Source organism: Roseateles sp. (assembly GCF_047654805.1).
Classification (GTDB): Bacteria; Pseudomonadota; Gammaproteobacteria; order Burkholderiales; family Burkholderiaceae_C; genus Pelomonas.
On sequence record NZ_JASGIV010000001.1, the window covers coordinates 3745215 to 3762865 of the forward strand.

15 protein-coding genes are annotated in these 17651 nt (G+C 67.5%); 3 read left to right on the top strand and 12 right to left on the bottom strand.

What is annotated here, in order from left to right:
• The first annotated feature begins 27 nt into the window (after positions 1-27).
• The 3 genes from QM732_RS17035 to QM732_RS17045 all read left to right on the top strand — a co-directional run bounded on the left by QM732_RS17035 (position 28) and on the right by QM732_RS17045 (position 4595).
• The gene (locus tag QM732_RS17035; protein WP_415657291.1) at positions 28-396 is read left to right on the top strand and encodes an Hpt domain-containing protein; all 369 of its coding nucleotides are present in this window, start codon (positions 28-30) and stop codon (positions 394-396) included.
• 12 nt (positions 397-408) lie between these two features.
• A complete protein-coding gene (locus QM732_RS17040) occupies positions 409-2631 on the top strand; it encodes a putative bifunctional diguanylate cyclase/phosphodiesterase (protein ID WP_415657292.1) in 2223 nt (740 codons plus the stop codon).
• Between the two features lie 83 nt (positions 2632-2714).
• Entirely contained in the window at positions 2715-4595 is a 1881-nt protein-coding gene (locus QM732_RS17045; protein ID WP_415657293.1) for a diguanylate cyclase domain-containing protein, read from the top strand.
• Positions 4596-4614: 19 nt separating this feature from the next.
• Here QM732_RS17045 and QM732_RS17050 read toward each other — a convergent pair whose 3' ends face one another.
• From QM732_RS17050 to QM732_RS17105, 12 genes are all read right to left on the bottom strand, one after another.
• Entirely contained in the window at positions 4615-5961 is a 1347-nt protein-coding gene (locus tag QM732_RS17050; RefSeq protein ID WP_415657294.1) for a methyl-accepting chemotaxis protein, read from the bottom strand.
• A 50-nt stretch (positions 5962-6011) separates the two neighbouring features.
• Positions 6012-6725: an RNA polymerase sigma factor FliA gene (locus QM732_RS17055; protein WP_415657295.1), complete on the bottom strand. Its 714-nt coding sequence runs from the start codon at positions 6723-6725 to the stop codon at positions 6012-6014.
• A gap of 17 nt (positions 6726-6742) precedes the next feature.
• Positions 6743-7522 carry a MinD/ParA family ATP-binding protein gene (locus QM732_RS17060; RefSeq protein WP_415657296.1) on the bottom strand — a complete coding sequence of 260 codons (780 nt, stop codon included), beginning with the start codon at positions 7520-7522 and terminating at the stop codon, positions 6743-6745.
• A 148-nt stretch (positions 7523-7670) separates the two neighbouring features.
• The gene (gene flhF, locus QM732_RS17065; RefSeq protein ID WP_415657297.1) at positions 7671-9314 is read right to left on the bottom strand and encodes a flagellar biosynthesis protein FlhF; all 1644 of its coding nucleotides are present in this window, start codon (positions 9312-9314) and stop codon (positions 7671-7673) included.
• A complete protein-coding gene (gene flhA / locus QM732_RS17070; RefSeq protein WP_415657298.1) occupies positions 9311-11401 on the bottom strand; it encodes a flagellar biosynthesis protein FlhA in 2091 nt (696 codons plus the stop codon). The genes flhF and flhA overlap by 4 nt, the downstream gene beginning before the upstream one ends.
• The gene (gene flhB / locus QM732_RS17075; RefSeq protein ID WP_415657299.1) at positions 11398-12570 is read right to left on the bottom strand and encodes a flagellar biosynthesis protein FlhB; all 1173 of its coding nucleotides are present in this window, start codon (positions 12568-12570) and stop codon (positions 11398-11400) included. Before flhB ends, flhA begins: the two co-directional genes overlap by 4 nt.
• Positions 12571-12775: 205 nt before the next feature.
• Positions 12776-13411 carry a protein phosphatase CheZ gene (locus tag QM732_RS17080; protein ID WP_415657300.1) on the bottom strand — a complete coding sequence of 212 codons (636 nt, stop codon included), beginning with the start codon at positions 13409-13411 and terminating at the stop codon, positions 12776-12778.
• A gap of 16 nt (positions 13412-13427) precedes the next feature.
• The gene (gene cheY / locus QM732_RS17085; RefSeq protein ID WP_233371843.1) at positions 13428-13820 is read right to left on the bottom strand and encodes a chemotaxis response regulator CheY; all 393 of its coding nucleotides are present in this window, start codon (positions 13818-13820) and stop codon (positions 13428-13430) included.
• Between the two features lie 56 nt (positions 13821-13876).
• Positions 13877-14875 carry a flagellar motor protein MotB gene (motB, locus tag QM732_RS17090; RefSeq protein WP_415657301.1) on the bottom strand — a complete coding sequence of 333 codons (999 nt, stop codon included), beginning with the start codon at positions 14873-14875 and terminating at the stop codon, positions 13877-13879.
• A 15-nt stretch (positions 14876-14890) separates the two neighbouring features.
• Positions 14891-15748, bottom strand: coding sequence for a flagellar motor stator protein MotA (gene motA, locus QM732_RS17095; RefSeq protein ID WP_415657302.1), 858 nt, complete (start codon positions 15746-15748; stop codon positions 14891-14893).
• Positions 15749-15837: 89 nt separating this feature from the next.
• Positions 15838-16599: a class I SAM-dependent methyltransferase gene (locus tag QM732_RS17100; protein WP_415657303.1), complete on the bottom strand. Its 762-nt coding sequence runs from the start codon at positions 16597-16599 to the stop codon at positions 15838-15840.
• Positions 16596-17651, bottom strand: coding sequence for a glycosyltransferase family 2 protein (locus tag QM732_RS17105; protein WP_415657304.1), 1056 nt, complete (start codon positions 17649-17651; stop codon positions 16596-16598). Before QM732_RS17105 ends, QM732_RS17100 begins: the two co-directional genes overlap by 4 nt.

The window sequence follows — 17651 nt, forward strand, 5'->3', positions numbered from 1 at the left end:
GAGTCCCCAGACCCCGCAGATCCGCCCATGACCGCCCCAAATCCCGCAGTGCTGCTCGATCCCGAGGCGATACGTCGCCTGCGGGAGCTCGACCCGAGCGGCGGCAACAAGCTGCTGGAGCGCGTCGTGAGCGCCTTCTCCAATTCACTGGACCGTTTGCTGCCCGACCTTGCCCGCGCTCGCGAAGGCGACACCCTGGACCTGGCCGTCGTACGACACGTCAGCCACACGCTCAAGTCCTCGTCCGCCAGCCTCGGCGCCGCCGCGCTGTCGGCGCGTTGCGCCGACATCGAAACCATGGCCCGCGACGGCCATGCCCAGGGCTTGTCCGAGCAGTTGGACGCTATGCTCCAAGACATCCAACAGGTACGCACGGCCCTGGCCGCGCTGCTCTGACACAAGCACCTCATGCTGCCCACCGGTCAAGCCCTCGACGACCTGCCTCCGCGCCCGCGCGTGCTGCTGGTGGATGACGACGAGGTCAATCTGCTGTTGACCGCCGCGGCGCTACGCGAGCGCGGCTTCGAGGTCACCGAGGCTGCCACTGGCAGCGAGGCTCTGGGCCTGCTCTCCACCCGCACGCCCGATGTCGTGGTGCTGGACGCGCTGATGCCTGAGCTCGACGGCTTCGAGACATGCGCACTGCTGCGCGCCACGCCGGGTTTCGAGTCCCTGCCCGTGCTGATGCTGACCGGCCTGGACGACGAAGCCTCCATCAACCGGGCCTACCAGGCCGGCGCGACGGACTTCTTCGTCAAGTCGCCGCAATGGAGCCTGCTGGACGGCCGGCTGCGCTACCTGCTGCGCAGCTCCCGCACGCGCCACGAGCTGGAGCGCAGCAAGGCCAAGCTGGCCCGAGCTCAGGATCTGGCCCGCATGGGCAGCTTCGAGTGGTGGCGCGAGGCACCTGCCAGCTTCGCCATCTCTGCCGAAGGCCTGCGCGTGTTCGGCCGCGGCCCGCAGGACCGGCTCGACTTCATCGGCGTCATGCGCATGGTGCCGGCGGACGACCGTCATGTCTTCCTCCGCCTGCTACGCGACGTCATCGCCCACACCTCGGTACTGGTCACCGACTTGCCGCTGACCCTGCCCGACGGCCGCCAGCGCGTCGTGCATATCGAGGCCGAGCCCGAGTTCAACGAGCAGGGCGGCGTCAGCGGCTATACCGGCATCCTGCAGGACGTAACCGACCGTCGCCAGGCCGAAGACCGCATCCGCCAGCTGGCGCATTTCGATGCGCTAACCGGCCTGCCGAATCGCCGCCAGTTGATCTACCGCGTGGAACGTGCCATCGAGAGCGCCCGCCGCGGTGGGCACGAGGTAGGCCTGCTGCTGATCGACCTAGACCGATTCAAAGTCATCAACGACACGCTGGGCCATGCAGCCGGCGACGAACTGCTCGTCGAGGTCGGCCGCCGCCTGCGCGCCTGCGTGCGCCATTCGGACCAGATCCTCGAAGGCGTGCTCGACGGCCTGGGCAATCGCAGCCATCGAGGTCTGGAGGCTGTCGGCCGCCTGGGTGGCGACGAATTCGTAGCCCTGCTGCCCGAGGTGACCGACGAGCGCGACGCCGAGCGCGTCGCTCAACGTGTGCTGGATGCACTGCGCGAGCCCATCTTCGTCGGCGGCCAGGAATGCTTCGTCACGGCCAGCGTGGGCATCGCGCTGTACCCGCGCGACGGCCAGACCATGGCTGACCTGCTGCGCAACTCCGACGTGGCAATGTACGCCGTCAAGAGCCAGGGCCGCAACGCATCGGCCGTCTACTCACCGCAGCTGGCTGGCCACGGCAAGCAAAAGCTGGAGCTGGAAAGCGCGTTGCACAAGGCACTGGAGCGCAACGAGATCGTGCTGCACTACCAGCCCAAGATCGACGTGCGCGCCGCCCGAATGGTCGGTGCCGAGGCACTGATGCGCTGGCAACGCGGCAACGTGCTCGTGCCGCCGGCCGACTTCATTCCGCTGGCCGAAGAGACAGGTCTCATCGTGCCGCTGTCTGAGTGGGCGCTGAAGGAAGCCGCCCGCCAGGCGAAGCTGTGGTCGCTGCAGTTCGGCTTCTCGGACTCCATCGCCGTCAACCTCCCCAGCCGGCTGTTTGAGCGTACCGATCTCGTCGAGCACATCCACCAGTGCGTCAGCGCCTATGGCGTGCCGCACCGGTCCATCCAGCTCGAGATCACTGAGAACAACCTGATGAAGGACCTGCAGAACGTCATCCCGTCTCTGCACCGCCTGAACGAAGTCGGCGTGGAGATCTCCATCGACGACTTCGGCACCGGTTACTCGTCCCTCGCCTACCTGACCACGCTGCCTATCTCGGAGGTGAAGATCGACCGCACTTTCGTGCGCGATCTGGGCATCACGCCGCAAAGCTCCGCCGTCGTCACTGCCATCATCGCGCTGGCGCGGGCTCTGGGCCTGCGCGTCATCGCGGAGGGTGTTGAGACGCTGCGCCAGATGGAAGTGCTGCACCGCCTGGGCTGCTCGCAGATGCAGGGCTTTCTTTTCAGCAAGCCGCTGCCGGCAGATGAACTGGAGCGCTGGATCGCCCAGACCGTGCTGCCGCGCAAGGCCCCCTGGATCACGCAGGCCGACGGCCCCGGCGACCTGGTTTCGCGTGGACAGGGCTGACATGGCGCCGCCCCCACGCCCGCTGCGCCCACTACCGCCCGCGGCAACCTGCCGGCGCCTTCGTGGAGCCGGGCAGCACTGAAATGCGTTCACAACTGCCACCAGCCCAACTGGCCAAGGCCGCGCTGCAGCGCCTGGCCCAGGCGCGACTGGAACCCACTCCGGAAAACTACGCGCGCGCCTACGCCATCGAGGCCGGCAGCGAGCCCGCGGCCGTGGCCAACGGGACCGTGCCCGAACGTGTCCAGCAGCTGATGTCCAGGCTCATCAGCCTCGCCCTGCCCAGCGGCAGCATGCGTCAGGAGTTGCAGGCCGCCTTGCGCGAGCAGCGCCTGGACGAGCTGCAGCGCCAGGTCGACAAGCTGCTCGACGTGGCCGGCCCCGCAGCCCAGGCCGAAGCTCTGGCCCAGGCCATTGAGCGCCTCGTGCGCGGCCTCGAGCGCGGCAGCAAACACTGGACGCTGGCCCGCAAGAAGGACGGCATCTCCCGCGCGCTGGAGCTGAGCCGCAGCGACAGCAGCAAACTCGCCAAGCGGCTTACCCAGCTCGCCGCGAGCTGGGACAAGGATAGCGACGGCAGCGACGTCGAGACCGAGGAGGGCGGCACGCCCAGCCAGTTGTTCGCTGACAGCGCCTTTGCCGAAACCGGCTTCCGGGACAGCACCGGCTTTGGCGAGGCATCGCGCCTGGGTGAAGCATCCCGCCTTGGCGATCTGAGTAGCGGCAGCCTGCGTGAAAGCCTGCCGTCGGCCGACAACCGCGTGCACTGGACCGCCGTCAGCGGCGAGCTGACCGGCACGGTACGCCATGCGTTGCGCTCGCCGCAGACCGAGGCGACACCGGCAGACGCCCTGATGCGCGAGCTGGAGGCCGCCCAGGCCGAGCTCCAGGACCAGGGCGCCAGCCCCGAGCGAGTCACACAGATGGCCGCACTGTGCCTGCGCGCCCGCCATCTGCTGGACCACCGCCGCCATCTCTTCGACGAGCTCGGAAGCCTGTGCCGCGAGCTGGGTGCCAGCCTCGTGGACCTGGCGGAGGACGATTCCTGGGCCCGCGGCCAGGTCGAAGCGATGAACAACACGCTGGCCCAGGGTTTGTCCGGCCGTGGCGTGCGTACCGTCTCGGAGCTGCTGGCCGGTACCCGCGAGCGCCAGCGCACGCTGCGCGAGGAGCGGTCGAAAGCACGCGACGCGTTGAAGGGCCTGATTCAGCGCATGCTGTCCGAGTTGGGCGAGCTGGGCCAGCACACGGATCGCTTCCAAAGCAGCGTGGGCCGCTACGCCGAGGCCATCGAACACGCCGACTCGCTAGAAAGCCTGGCCGGCACGGTGCGAGAGATGGTCGAGGAGACCCGCAGCGTGAAGGGTCTGGTGGCGCAGACACAGGCACGGCTGACGTTGGAGCATGACCGCGCAGCCGCGCTGACACAGCGCGTGGACGAGCTCGAAGGCGAGCTGCGCCGGCTGTCCAACGAGGTCCACACCGATCAACTGACACAGGTCGCCAACCGACGCGGCCTCATTCAGGCCTTCGGCATCGAACAGGCCAAGGCCGAGCGCGAGTCAACTCGCATGGCGCTCGCACTGCTGGACATAGACAATTTCAAGAAGCTCAACGACGGCCTGGGCCACCACGCTGGCGATATCGCGTTGAAGTCACTGGCCGAACGCACCCAGGCCTCCCTGCGCCCCGGCGACATGGTGGCGCGATACGGTGGTGAGGAGTTCGTGCTGATGCTGCCCAACACGCCGCTGGACGAGGCCCAACAGGTGCTGGTGCGCCTGCAGCGCTCATTGTCCAGCGCCTTGTTCAAGCACGAGGGCAAGGACGTCTTCGTGACCTTCTCGGCCGGCGTCACGCTCTACCGCCCCGGCGAGACGCTGGAGGCCGCGCTGGACCGTGCCGACGTGGCCCTCTACGAGGCCAAGCACACGGGCAAGAACAGGGCCTGCGTGGCCGAGTGAGTCGCGGCGCGCGCCGTGCTCAGAAGTTGAACGCCAGGCGCAGCCCGCCCCAGTGGCGTCCCGCCACGACGATGGGTGCTGTCGCCTCCTTCAGCACGACGAAGCGCCCGCCCCCCATGTCGCGGCGGTAAGTCTGCAGCAAGAAGGGGCGTTGGTTGCGTGCCGAGGCCAGACCAGTGCGGTCGTTGAAGATGCGACGGTAGCGGCTGTTTGCCGTGTTCCAGACAGTGTCGCCTGAGCGCTGCGGCTGGCAGTACTTGCGGTTGTGCGTGGCGATGTAACCATTGCGGTCTGCCGCGATGCAGAACACCACCCTGTCGCTGAAGGCCAGCACCTTCTCCTGCACGGCCGGGAAAAGCTTGTCCGTCAGCGGGCAGAAGCGTGTCGTGTGCTGCTGCGGGGCAGTGCCTTCAATGGGACGGTAACTCTCGTCGAAGAGATCGGCCTGCGAGATACGGCCATCGCGCACGGCCGCCTCCAGCAGTCCAGCGATCTCGGCCGCGGCCTGCTCGGCGGCGCGGATGAACGGCATGTCATCGACCTCGACGCCGCTCTCGGCGATCTGCTCGACCAGGTCCTCCGCCATGCGCAGAAACCGGTCACTGCCATCGAAGGCGACCTTGAGCCCATGCGAGGCCTCGGACACCTCCCGCTCCAGCTCGTGGGCACGCTCGTTGAGCAGCCCCATCTGCTGGCCACTCTGGGCCGCCGATGCAGCGATGCGCTGCACGTCCTCCTCGACTTCGTGGAAGGCGGAGTGGATGGCGCTGGGCTTCTCTCCGTCCTGCGTCAGCTCGGCGCTGAAGCGGTCAATGCGCTCCTGCAATGTGGCGATGGCACTGACGATGGCCTTGGACGACGCCTCCACCTGGCCAGCCAGCGCCTTGACTGCTTCGGCCACGACGGCAAAGCCGCGGCCAGCGTCGCCCGCATGCTTGGCCTCGACGGCGGCGTTGAAGGCCACCAGCCGGGTCTGCAGGGAAATCTTCGTGATCTCGGCGGCCGCGTCGGACACCTGGGCCAATGTGGACGCCATGCCTGTGACCTCGCCGCCGACGACACCCAGCGCCCCGCGTGCACGCTGCACGGCGGCAGCGCTCTGCGCGGTGGCCGCTGCGATGGCCGCCTGTGCCTGGCCAATCTGATGGAGCTGCTGGGCCAGGGCCTGCATGGCCTGACCTTGAACCTGAACGATGCGCTGGGTGTCCTCCAGGGCACCCCGCACCTCAGCGGCGTCCTTGCCGACCGTGGAGATGGACCGTGCGAGCCGCTTGACGACGTTCAGCGCGGCACCATCCTCACGGCGCGCGGGCTCTTCGCGAGAGACTGCGGAGGTCGTGCCTCCACTCTTGGGCCACCTGAACATGCGTTGTCCCCTGCTTGTCAGCCAGGGCTCGGCAAGATATGGCCCCGGTGTTACCAGTCACGCAGCTTAACGCGCAACCTTGCAATCGACTGACTGTGCAACTGGCAGACGCGCGACTCCGTGACCTTGAGCACGGCTGCGATCTCCTTGAGGTTCATGTCGTGCTCGTAGTACATGCTCATCACGAACTGCTCACGCTCCGGCAGGTTCTTGATGGCTTCCACCAGCGCCTGGCGCATGCGATGGTCCTGCAACTGGGCCACCGGATTACTCGCCTCGTCGGCCACGTGGCGATCGAGATAGTCGTCATCGCCATCGTCTCCCGACATGTCTTCCAGGTACACCAGCTGCGTGCCACGCACCTTGCCCAGAAGCTCCTGATACTCAGCCAGGGGCAGGCCCATCTCAGCGGCGATCTCGGTCTCGCTGGGCGCACGGCCCAGGCGCTGCTCGACCTTGTGCACGGCGACCTCGATCTCGCGCTGCTGGCGGCGCGTGCCGCGGCTCATCCAGTCGCCACCGCGCAGTTCGTCCAGCATCGCACCGCGGATTCGCTGGGTGGCGAAGGTCTCGAACTGCACACCCTGCTCGGCGTCGAAGCGCGACAGCGCGTCAGTCAGCCCGATCAGCCCGACCTGGATCAGGTCGTCCACCTCCACGTTGGCCGGCAGCTTGGCAATCATCTGGTGCGCCAGGCGTCGGACCAGCGGGCTGTACTGCTTGATCAGCGTGCTGTTGTCGAGGCGGCCTTTTGGCGTGTACATGACGGACTCCGGCGGAATCAATGTGCAGCGATGAACGGGGTAGACACCTTGCGCGCCGGACGCAGCGGGGTCGCGTCGGAGGCGGCATCGACGGCCGCCCCGGGAGGTGCCGCGAGCAGGAGCTCGCGAGCCAGGTGGCGCAGCTCGGGTGCTAGCGGCGCGCGTTGCGAGGCCCGGGGGTCCAGGCAGGCCCAGTCGCGCAGCACCGCGCCGAGGAAGCCGTCGGCGCAGGAATGGAGCTGTTGCGCGATGCGAGTGGCCACGCGCAGCTGGGGATGGCAGGCCATCAGCAGACTGTAGACCATCAGGCCGGCTCGTTGGGTGAGCCATTTCATTCCGGCATAGGCCTCGGTGACGCTCGCCGGGTCGGTGTCGGCCAGCAGCAGCGGGCGTACCTCGCGCAACGCGACGACGCGGGCCAGCTCGGCCGCGCTGGCATGCAGCAGGATAACGTCGGCTCCCGGCGCAGCCTCAACCACAGCTTCCAGGAAGGCGGCCGCCGAGCCCTGGGCGTTGATATGGCGCAGAGGCAGGCCGCGCGCGGCGAGGTAGGACACCTTGGGCGACAGGCGCTCGATGCAGTTGGACAGGTCCACCTGCGCCAGCTCCGAGGGCTGCGGCGAATGCACGCCGGCATCCACCACCAGGGTATGCAGGCCGAGCTCCGCAAAGGCGGCGCACAGACCTTCGAGCAAGGCTCCGGCGCCCACCACGCGCGGATTGCTGACGACAGGGACGAAACGGGTCTTGGAGGCGGCAAAAAGGCGGCGCAGCCCGTGAGCCTGGTCTTGCATCATGGTTGCCCCTCATCCAGGGAATGCTCGTACTGGTCCCCTGCGACGACGACGCCTGCGGCATGGAGCCGCAAGCACATCGCCACGACGGGCCGACTTGGAAGCGGCCCGGTGCCCTGCCCGCGCTTCGGCACACACATGGCCGCCGGCATCAGTGGACGGCCCTCATGCCATCGGTCAGAGGGGCACCGGCGAAGATCAGGTTCACGTCGGCGTTGTCCATGCGCCAGGCGCCCGAAGCTGCGCTCTTCAGCGCGCGCTGCACGAGGGCGGCGGCAGGCAGACGGTGCCAGTCTTCAGGCACGCGCTGGCCGTTGGCCACGCCCAGCACCTTGAGCCTGTGCCGGATCATGGTGTCAAGCGCAGGTGCCAGCTTGACGGCTTCGTCGATCTTGCTGAGCACCACGCCTTCGCAGGCGGCACCCTTCCAGGCATTGACGACGTCCTCGATGGTCTCGCCCTGCTGGGCTGCATTGATGACCAGCAGCTTCTTGATGCTGGGATGGGCAAGCATTTCCAGCAGCTCCTGCGTGCGGCTGTCGCGCTGGGCCATGCCGGCGGTGTCGATCAGGATGAGCTTCTTGCTGGACAGCAGGTCCAGCAGGTCATCCAGCGAGGCCCGGTCGTGGGCGGTGTGCACTGGCACGCCGAGGATGCGGCCGTAGGCACGCAGTTGCTCGTGGGCGCCGATACGGTAGGCATCCAGCGTGATAAGGCCCAGTTGGCCAGCGCCGTGCTTGGTGGCGAAATGGGCGGCCAGCTTGGCCGTCGTTGTGGTCTTGCCGACGCCGGTGGAGCCGATCAGCGCATAGACGCCGCCGCGGTCCTCGATGGCGGGCGCGGCCTCGTCGGTCTGCAAGTTGCGCGACAGCACATGGGCAGCCCAGGCGGTCTCGTCGGCGAACTCGCCGGGCTTGAAGTCGGAAGGGCAGCTCTCGGCCAGCTTGCGCACCAGCGCGGGCGAGAAACCCAGCTCCAGCAGCTTCTGCGTCAGGCGCGCCTGCACGGGCTGGCGCTGCAGTTTCTCCATAAAGGCCAACGAGGAGAAACGCTCCTCGATGAGGCCGCGCATCTGGCGCAGCTCGTCAGCCATGTCCATCTGGCTGCGCTGGCTGGCGCTCGGTTGGCCGGGCAGCGGCAACGGCTCCATCGCCGACACGTCGCTGAGCTGCGGCACAGCACGCTGCGTGCCAACGGAGGGCAGGCGGATCTCGTCGCGCAACACGGGCGGCGAGGGACGCACCGCACGGGGCTCGTGCGGGACGGGCTGCACGGGCGCGCTCGCACGCCTTGGCGCCAGGGCAGCCATTGCCTCGGCGGCACGGCGCTCGCGCTGCAGGCGAACGGCGTCAAGGGTCGGCGCCGGTGCTTGCGTCGGCGGCGGCGCAACCTGCCGGACGGGGTCGGGTTGACCGGTCATCTCGGCTTGGCGGCGGCGCAGCACGCGCTCGCGGACGTAGTCCTGGAAGTTCAGCGTGCTCATCGCCAGTTGCTGGACGTCGCCCGCCACCTCGGGCGCGCCAAAGCTGGGCTCCTGGCGCAGCGTGCGCTCGGCGAAGCTGGCCCTGGCGGAAGGCTGGGGCTGTTGCGGCGCAGCCTGCATCCGCTCCACCGAGCGGGGGGCGGTGGCGGCCAACTGCTCGATCTGGCCCATGCCTTCCGGTGCCATGGCCAAAACCTCGACGCCCTCGGGCACGTTCTTGTTGGACAGCACCACCGCGTCGGGGCCGAAGGCCTGCTTGACCAGGGCGAGCGCCTCGCGGGAGGTTCGGGCCGTGAATTTGCGAACGTTCATGCTGTGCCTCCGATGATGGAGCCGATGCGGATGGTGTGGGTTTCAGGGATCTCGCTGTGGCCGAGTACCTTGAGTCGGGGCGCCGCGCGCTTGAGCAGACGAGCCATTGGCGCCCGGATCAGGTCGGGAACCAGCAGCGTGGCGGGCAGGCCGCGGTCTTCCTGCTTCTGGGCCGTCTCGGCGGCGCTGCGGGCCAGCGTGTCGGCCACGCCAGGGTCCAGCGCTGCTCCATGCGGCGAATTGAGCGCCTGCATGACGAGGCGCTCCAGCTCGGGTTCCAGCGCGATGACGTCCAGCTCCTTGGTGGAACCGTAGATCTGCTGCACGATGGCCGGTGCGATGTGGGTGCGGATGCGGCGCGCCAGTTCCTGCGGGTCGGTGACTGTCGCGGCGTTCTCGGCCAGGCATTCGACGATGGATCGCATGTCGCGGACGTGCACGCCCTCCTCCAGCAGAAGCTGGAGGACGCGTTGCAGGGTGGCGATGCTGACCATCTTGGGAATTACGTCTTCGATCAATTGCGGCGCCTGCTTGGTGAGGTGTTCCACCAGCGATTGCGTCTCCACGCGACCCAGGAGCTTGGCCGCGTGCACTTGCATCAAGTGTGAAAGGTGGGTGGCCACGACGGTCGAGCAATCAACCACCGTAAACCCGCTCATTTGGGCCATCTCCTTCTGGCGTTCCTCGATCCACACCGCCGGCAGGCCGAAGGCGGGGTCGGTGGTCGCGGTGCCGATGAGCTTCTGCGTCGCGTGGCCGGGGTTGATGGCCAGCCACATGCCCGGGAAGGCCTCTGCTTCGCCGACCACGGCGCCGCGCAGCGAGATGCGGTACTGGCTGGGGCGCAGCTCCAGGTTGTCACGGATGTGCACCGGCGGCGGCAGGAAGCCCACCTCCTGCGCGAACTTGCGGCGCACGCCCTTGATACGGGAGAGCAGGTCGCCCTCCTTGGTCTTGTCTACCAGAGTGATCAGGCGGTAGCCGACCTCCAGGCCCAGCGTGTCGACCGGCACCAGGTCTTCCCAACTGGCCTCGCCGGAACCCTCGGTGCTGGGCATGATCGGCTTGACCGCCTTGGCCGCCTCCTGGGCTTGCTCCCTGGATCGCAGCCAGTAGGCCAGGTAGCCCATGCCACCCGCGATCAGCAGGAAGACGACGTGGGGCATGCCGGGAATCAGCCCCAGCGCGCCAATGACGGCCGCCGTGATCGCGATGCTCTTGGCCGAGCCGAAGACCTGGTTGCCGATCTGGCTGCCGATGTCCTTGTCCGTGCCCACGCGCGACACCACCATCGCCGCGGCCACCGAGATCAGCAGCGCCGGGATCTGGGCCACCAGTGCATCGCCCACTGCCAGGAGGATGTAGCTGTCGGCCGCCTGGCCGGCGGTAAGGCCGTGCTGGGCCACGCCGATGATGAAACCACCGACGATGTTGATGGCCAGGATCAGCATGCCGGCGATGGCGTCGCCGCGCACAAACTTGCTGGCACCGTCCATGGAGCCGAAGAAGTCGGCCTCGTCCGAGAGCTCGGCGCGGCGGCGCTTGGCCTCGGCCTCGTTGATGAGGCCGGCGTTCAGGTCGGCGTCCACCGCCATCTGCTTGCCGGGCATGGCATCCAGCGTGAAGCGCGCCCCGACCTCGGCGATCCGCTCCGCGCCCTTGGTCACCACGATGAAGTTGATGACGACGAGGATGGCGAACACGATCAGGCCCACCGCGAAGTTGCCGCCGATCAGAAAGTGGCCGAAAGCCTCAATGACCTTGCCGGCGGCGCCGGTGCCAGTGTGCCCCTCCAGCAGCACCACGCGCGTGGACGCCACGTTCAGCGACAGGCGCATCAGCGTGGTCAGCAGCAGCACGGTCGGGAAGGCCGCGAAGTCCAGCGGCTTGATCATGTGCGCTGCCACCATCATCACCATCACCGCCATCGCGATATTGAAGGTGAACAGCAGATCCAGCGCGAAAGGCGGAAGCGGCAGCACCATCATGGACAGCACCATCAGCACCGCGATGGGCGCCCCCAGCGCGGCAATGATGCCGGCGCGCGGGCCCAACAGGCCCTGCAGCTTCTGGATCAAGGGGTTCATTCAGCGAAATCCTGGTCAGGCTCGGGCGCCCAGCCCGGCTTGTTGTGCGGATCGAGTTCGGGCGGCACGTGCGGCTTGGGCACGTCGGGTCGCGCTGCCGTGCGCGAGCTCATCGCCGCGCGCAGTTGGTAGACGTAGGCCAGCACCTGGGCCACGGCGCCGAACAGCGCGGCAGGGATCTCCTCGTCGAGCTTGGCATGGGCGTAGAGCGCGCGGGCCAGCACCGGCTGCTGCAGTACAGGGACCTTGCTCTCCTTGGCCAGGTCGCGGATCTTCATCGCCAGCAGGTCAGCGCCCTTGGCCACGACCTTGGGCGCGCCCATCTTGCCCTCGTCGTACTTGAGCGCGACTGCATAGTGGGTCGGATTCATTACCACCAGGTCAGCCTGCGGCACGGCGGCCAGCATGCGGCGGCGGGCCATCTCGCGCATCTTGGCGCGCACCTTGGCCTTGACCTCGAGGTTGCCTTCGACCTCCTTGAGCTCCTGCTTGACCTCCTCGCGCGTCATGCGCAGGCGGCGCAGCCAGAGCTGGCGCTGCAACGGCACATCGATGGCGGCGAACACCGCAAGCGCGACAGCCAGAAGCGCGAGTCCGCCCATCAGTTGCTGGCCCGCGTAAGCCAGCGCCGACGGCAGCGGCACGGACATGATGCCCACGTAGGCCGCCAGGCGGTTCTTCAGCACCATCGCACCGACGATGCCCAGCACCAACGCCAGCAGCACGGCCTTCAGCGCCGTGCCCAGGCCCTGGCCAGTGAATAGGCGCTTGAGGCCGCCCAGCGGATTCAGGTGGGAGAACTTCGGAGCCAGCGGCTTCATCGTCCAGTTCCAGCCGCTGGCGAGGTTGCTGGCGACACCCGCCAGCACCAGCACGGCAGCGACTGGGCCCATGACCAGGGCGAAAGCCAGCACCATGTCGATGAGCCGTTCACCCATGAAACCAGGCCGCGCCAGCAGGCTGGCGTCGAAACGTAGCGCAGTGGCCAGCGTCTGGCGCAGCTTTTCCACGATGGGCGGCCCGCCCACGATCAGCACGGCGCCGCCGGCAACCATCATCACGAAGTGAGGCAGGTCGCGCGAGCGCGGCATCTGGCCCTCGGCCCGGGATCTCTCGATCTTCTTGGCCGATGCTGGCAGGTTGCGGTCTTGTGCGTCTTGGTCGGCCATGGCGGTTCTACAGCGCTGGACCGAATTGTTCGAGGCCGCCTCGCAAACTTGAGCGGGAAAAGCAGGGTGCTTGCCCGGCTTATCTCCCCCATGCCAGCGCCATCACCCAAAAAGCAAAGGCCGGCGCAAAGGCCGGCCTTGTCGACAGGAGGTGATAGGGCTTATGCCCGGCGATCAAGCCGCAGGGATTTCACCCGACCCGGACTCAGAAGCCCAGGCTGGCGAGCAGGTCGTCGACCTCGCCCTGGTTGGAGACCACGTCGGTGCGGCCCTCCGGATTCACGACCGGACCCTGCAAGATGTTAGGGTCGACCTTCTCGCGCTGCTCCGGCGGCACGACCTGCACTAGCAGCTTGACGAGGCTGTCCTCGAGGTCGTTGGCCAGCGTGACGACCTTGGCAACGACCTGGCCGGTCAGGTCATGGAAGTCCTGGGCCAGCATGATGTCCGTCAGGTGGGCATCGATGCTGGCAGTGCGGTTCTCGACGTCCTTGACGAAGTTCAGCACCGCACCGCTTGCGACGGCACGCACTGGATCGGCCACGATGGCGGCGGCCATGTCGTTAGCGGCCTTGCTGATGCCTGCGTGCTCGATCTTGGCCTGGTCGACCGAGTTCAGCACCTTCTCGGCAGCTGCCGCCGTCTTCGTCGCGATGTAGTTCAGGCGACTGCGTGCATCGGGCAGACCGTCGGTGGCCACCTGCAGCTTGGGCATGACGCCCAGGCGCTGCATGGTGTCGTGCAGCGTGCGGGTGATGGTTCCAAGCTGCTGGAAGACCTCGGGCGAGACCAGCAGCGGCTCAGAAGCCTTGGCCAGTTGGTCCAACTGTTCCATCGACATGAGAGTCCCCCTGTAATCAGGCCGCCGCGGCCAGCTTCTGCATGATCTTCAGGACTTTTTCTTCCAGCGTGGCCTTGGTGAAAGGCTTGACGATGTAGCCCGCGGCACCCGACTGAGCGGCCAGCACGATGTCCTCCTTGCGGGCCTCGGCGGTCACCATCAGCACCGGCAGGTGCTTGAGGTTGGGGTCTTCCTTGATGGCCTTCAGCAGCTCAAAGCCCGTCATGTTGGGCATGTTGATGTCGCTGACGACGAAGTCGAACTTGGCGCCCTTGAGCATGCTCAGCGCCTCGACGCCGTCCTCGGCTTCCTCGCAGTTGTTGTAGCCGATCTCCTTGAGCAGGCCGCGCACTATGCGGCGCATGGTGGAGAAGTCGTCAACGACCAGGAATTTCATGTCAGCGCTCATGGCGATCCTCTCTCGGGGCAGGCGGGGATTTCAGGGGTCAGCCCGCAGTCTAGTTTCTAGCGAGCCGGCGCCGGCATTTGAGTTTGCGGCATTTTGCCGCTGCGAGGCACTTCCGTGACGCTGGCCCCGGGCGCTGGCGCGTCGCCCACCTCCGCGGGCACCCCATCGGCCTCCGGCTCGTCGGCAACGTTCTTCAGCACGGCATCCTCGGCATCGCGGTTCATGACGATGATGCTGATGCGCCGGTTCAGTGCACCATTGGGGTCCTTGGGGTCCAGCAGCTTGCTGGCGGCCAGGCCCTGTACGCGAAGCATGCGTGCTTCCGACAGGCCGCCAGCGACCAGCTCGCGGCGCGAGGCGTTCGCGCGATCCGCCGACAGCTCCCAGTTGCTGTAGCCCTTGTCGCCGCTGGAGAACGGCTGAGCATCGGTATGGCCCTCCACCGTCAGACGGTTGGGCACCTCGGTCAGCACGCTGCCCAGTTCGCGCAGCAACTCGCGCATGTAAGGCTTCACGACGGCGCTGCCGCTGTCGAACATGGGACGGTTGCCCTCGTCGACGATCTGGATGCGCAGGCCTTCCTTGGTCATGTCCAGCCGGATCTGGCCGCCCAGTGCCGCCAGCTTGGGGTTCTCGGCCAGCACCTGCTCGACCTTGGCCTTGAGCTGCTCAAGCCGCGCACGCTCGGCCTTGCGCTGCTCTTCCTTCAGCGCGCGCAGCGTGTAGGTCGAGCGCCGGGCCAGGCTGTCGCCCTCCTTGACCTGGCCGGTCTCGCGCGTCAGATCCTTGCCGCCGCCGCGCACCACACTGGACGAATCGCCCGAGCCCGAACCGCCCAGCATGGCGACGCGCAACGGCGACTGGAAGAACTCGGCGATACCCTTCTTGTCGCCCTCGGTCGTCGAGCCGAGCAGCCACATCAGCAGGAAGAAGGCCATCATGGCCGTGACGAAGTCGGCGTAGGCGATCTTCCACGCGCCGCCGTGCGCCGCGTGGCCGCCCTTCTTCACCTTCTTGATGATGATGGGCTGTAGCTTCTTGGCATCCCCCGCCATGTCAGACCTTCGTCGTCACTTCTTCTTGACGTGGCCTTCCAGCTCGGTGAAGCTGGGGCGATCGCCGGAGAACAGCACCTTGCGGCCGAACTCGATGGCCACCTGCGGTGCATAGCCCTGCATGCTGGCCAAGAGTGTCGTCTTGATGCACTGGAACTCCTTGCCGGCGTCCTCGACCTTTTGCTCGAGCAAGCCCGCCAGCGGCTCGGCAAAGCCGTAGGCCAGCAAGATGCCTAGGAAGGTACCGACCAGTGCCGAACCGATCATGCCGCCCAGCACGGCAGGCGGCTGGCCCACCGAGCCCATGGTGTTCACGACGCCCAGCACGGCTGCCACGATGCCGAAGGCCGGCAGGCCGCCGGCGATGCGTTGCAGCGCCGCCACGGCGGCGTGCTCTTCCTGGTGGTGAGTCTCGATCTCGCTGTCCATCAGCGACTCAATCTCGTGCGCATTGAGGTTGCCCGACACCATCATGCGCAGGTAATCGGTGATGAATTCCGTCACGTGGTGGTCGTTGCCTACCGTCGGGTACTTCTGGAACAGCGGACTGGAATGGGGGTCCTCGACATCCTTCTCGATGGACATCAGGCCCTCCTTGCGGGCCTTCTGCAAGATGTCGTACATCAGCGCCAGCAGTTCCATGTAGCGCGCCTTGCTGTACTTGCTGCCCTTGAAACAGCGGCCCAGGCCGGCTGCCGTGGCCTTGACGACCTTCATCTGGTTGTTGGCCAGGAAGGCGCCCATGGCTGCGCCGAAGATGGTGATCATCTCGAAGGGCAGCGCGTGCAGGATGACGCCGATGTTCCCGCCGTGAGCGATGAACACGCCGAAGATGCAGGCCATGGAAATGGCCCAGCCGATGATGACGAACATGCGTGGAAGCTTTGGAGGTGTTCAGGCCATATCGGCCCGATGCCGGGGGGCTTGAGAAAGTATGCCGCGCCGGCCCTGCCTTGAACGCGTCAATTGGCGGTCTTTGACGCGGCATTCCGCCCAGGGCGGTAAAGCCACACGTTCTGGCCACCCGGCAGTTGCCAGCTCGCCACCGGCAGCTGCTCCGGTACCGCGAAGTCCAGGCTGACCAGCCAGGCCTCGGGCGCCAGCTCCGCACAGGCCTTGTCCCAGACGCGCTGCATGGATTCTGGCCGCTGGAACACATAGACCATGGCAAAGGGGGCCCAGTCGTCCGCCCACAGGTCACCCCGCCGCACCCGGGCGCCAGCGGCGCGCCAGCGAGCCAGCAGGGCCAGCGGCCGGCTCCATTCAACGCCCTCCACGCTGGCCCTCGGATAAACGCCTAGGAGTTCACGCAGGCCATCGCCAGCGCCACAACCAGCGTCCAGCACGCGCGCGCCGGACGGCAGCGGTGCATGTCCGGGAAGTGCCGTCAGTGCGCCGCGCGGCGTCGGGAAGACGGGGGCTTCGCTCCAGGCACGACGCGGATACAACCACCACAGCAGGGCCAGCGCCAGCAGCCATCCACCGCTCCAGATCCAGCCTCCGCCCCCGGGCCGCCAGCCCAGGAGCAGCACCGATACCGGGAAGCCCAGGGCCGCGATCAGCCGACGCCAGCGCTGGCGGTACAAGAGAGCCAGCGCCACACCCACCGCCGCCCCGGCGGCGAGTGCCACATCCGAGCCCAGCCCGCGCAGCGAAAGGTGGGCGAGCCAGGCCGCCAGCCAGACGAGCAGGGCCGACAGCGGCCAGGTGGTGGCGACGCTCACGGCCAGGGATGGGCGGCGCGCAGCGCAGCGGCTTCGGTCGCACGGTCGGTGCCTTCAAGTACCACCGCCAGGTTGTGCGCGGCGAGAAAGCTGCCGCGGCCGGCCACGGCGCCCACCTGATCGGGGCGCTCACCCAGCTCAAGGCAGCGTCGCCAGGCGGCCTCGGCCATGGGCAGAAGTTCGCCGGCCTGCTCGGGCCGCGTAGCGGCCAGATCCAGCAGCAGGTCACCCAGCGCGAAGAAGAAGTCGGGCGACTCGGAACCGGCCTCCATCTGCGTCTGCGCGAAATCCACGGCGTCAGCATGCCGCCCCAGGCATTTGAGGACGAACAGGCGGCGCGCCACCAGGTCCAGCCACCACGGCGCGGCAGCCGCGCCCGGCAAGCCGCTGGCACGCTCGAAAGCGGCTTCCGCGGCCGAGTGCTCGTCGTAGACGGCGCAGTCCTTGCCGAGCTGGTAGCAAAGATAGGCGTCCTCAGGCGACTGCGCCAGCGCCTGCTCCAGCAACTGGCGGTTGCGCCCGCGCTTGTGAGCCAGGCGCTCGGCGACGTAGCCGTCATGCCCCACCACCAGCGGCAGCCGGCGCACGGACAGGTTGTGCTGGGGCTGCTCGTGCACAAGGCCCGCATAGCGCACGGAGCCCGGCAGCACGCGACTCAACCAGGTGATGGCCTCGGCCTGCTGGCCCGGCGACGGGTCGAAGCGGTCGCGCAGCTGCACCGCGCCAACGAAATCGGGAGGCGTTGCGCGCAGGGCCTGCAAGGTCTCGCCGCCGGTCATGAGCCATTCGTCCGCGTCCAGCACCAGGTGCCAGTCGGCAGGGGCCAGCGCCAGCGCATGGTTTCGGGCAGCGGAGAAGTCGTCGCACCAGGCGAAGTGCTCGACGCGGGCGCCATGCGCGCGGGCGATCCGGGCGGTTTCGTCGCGCGAGCCGGTGTCCAGCACCAGCATCTCGTCCACCCAGGCGCGCGCGCTGTCCAGCAGGCGCGCGATGCGCGGCGCCTCGTCGCGGGCGATGACGACGAGGGCGGTGCGGTAGCGGGTGACGCTCAC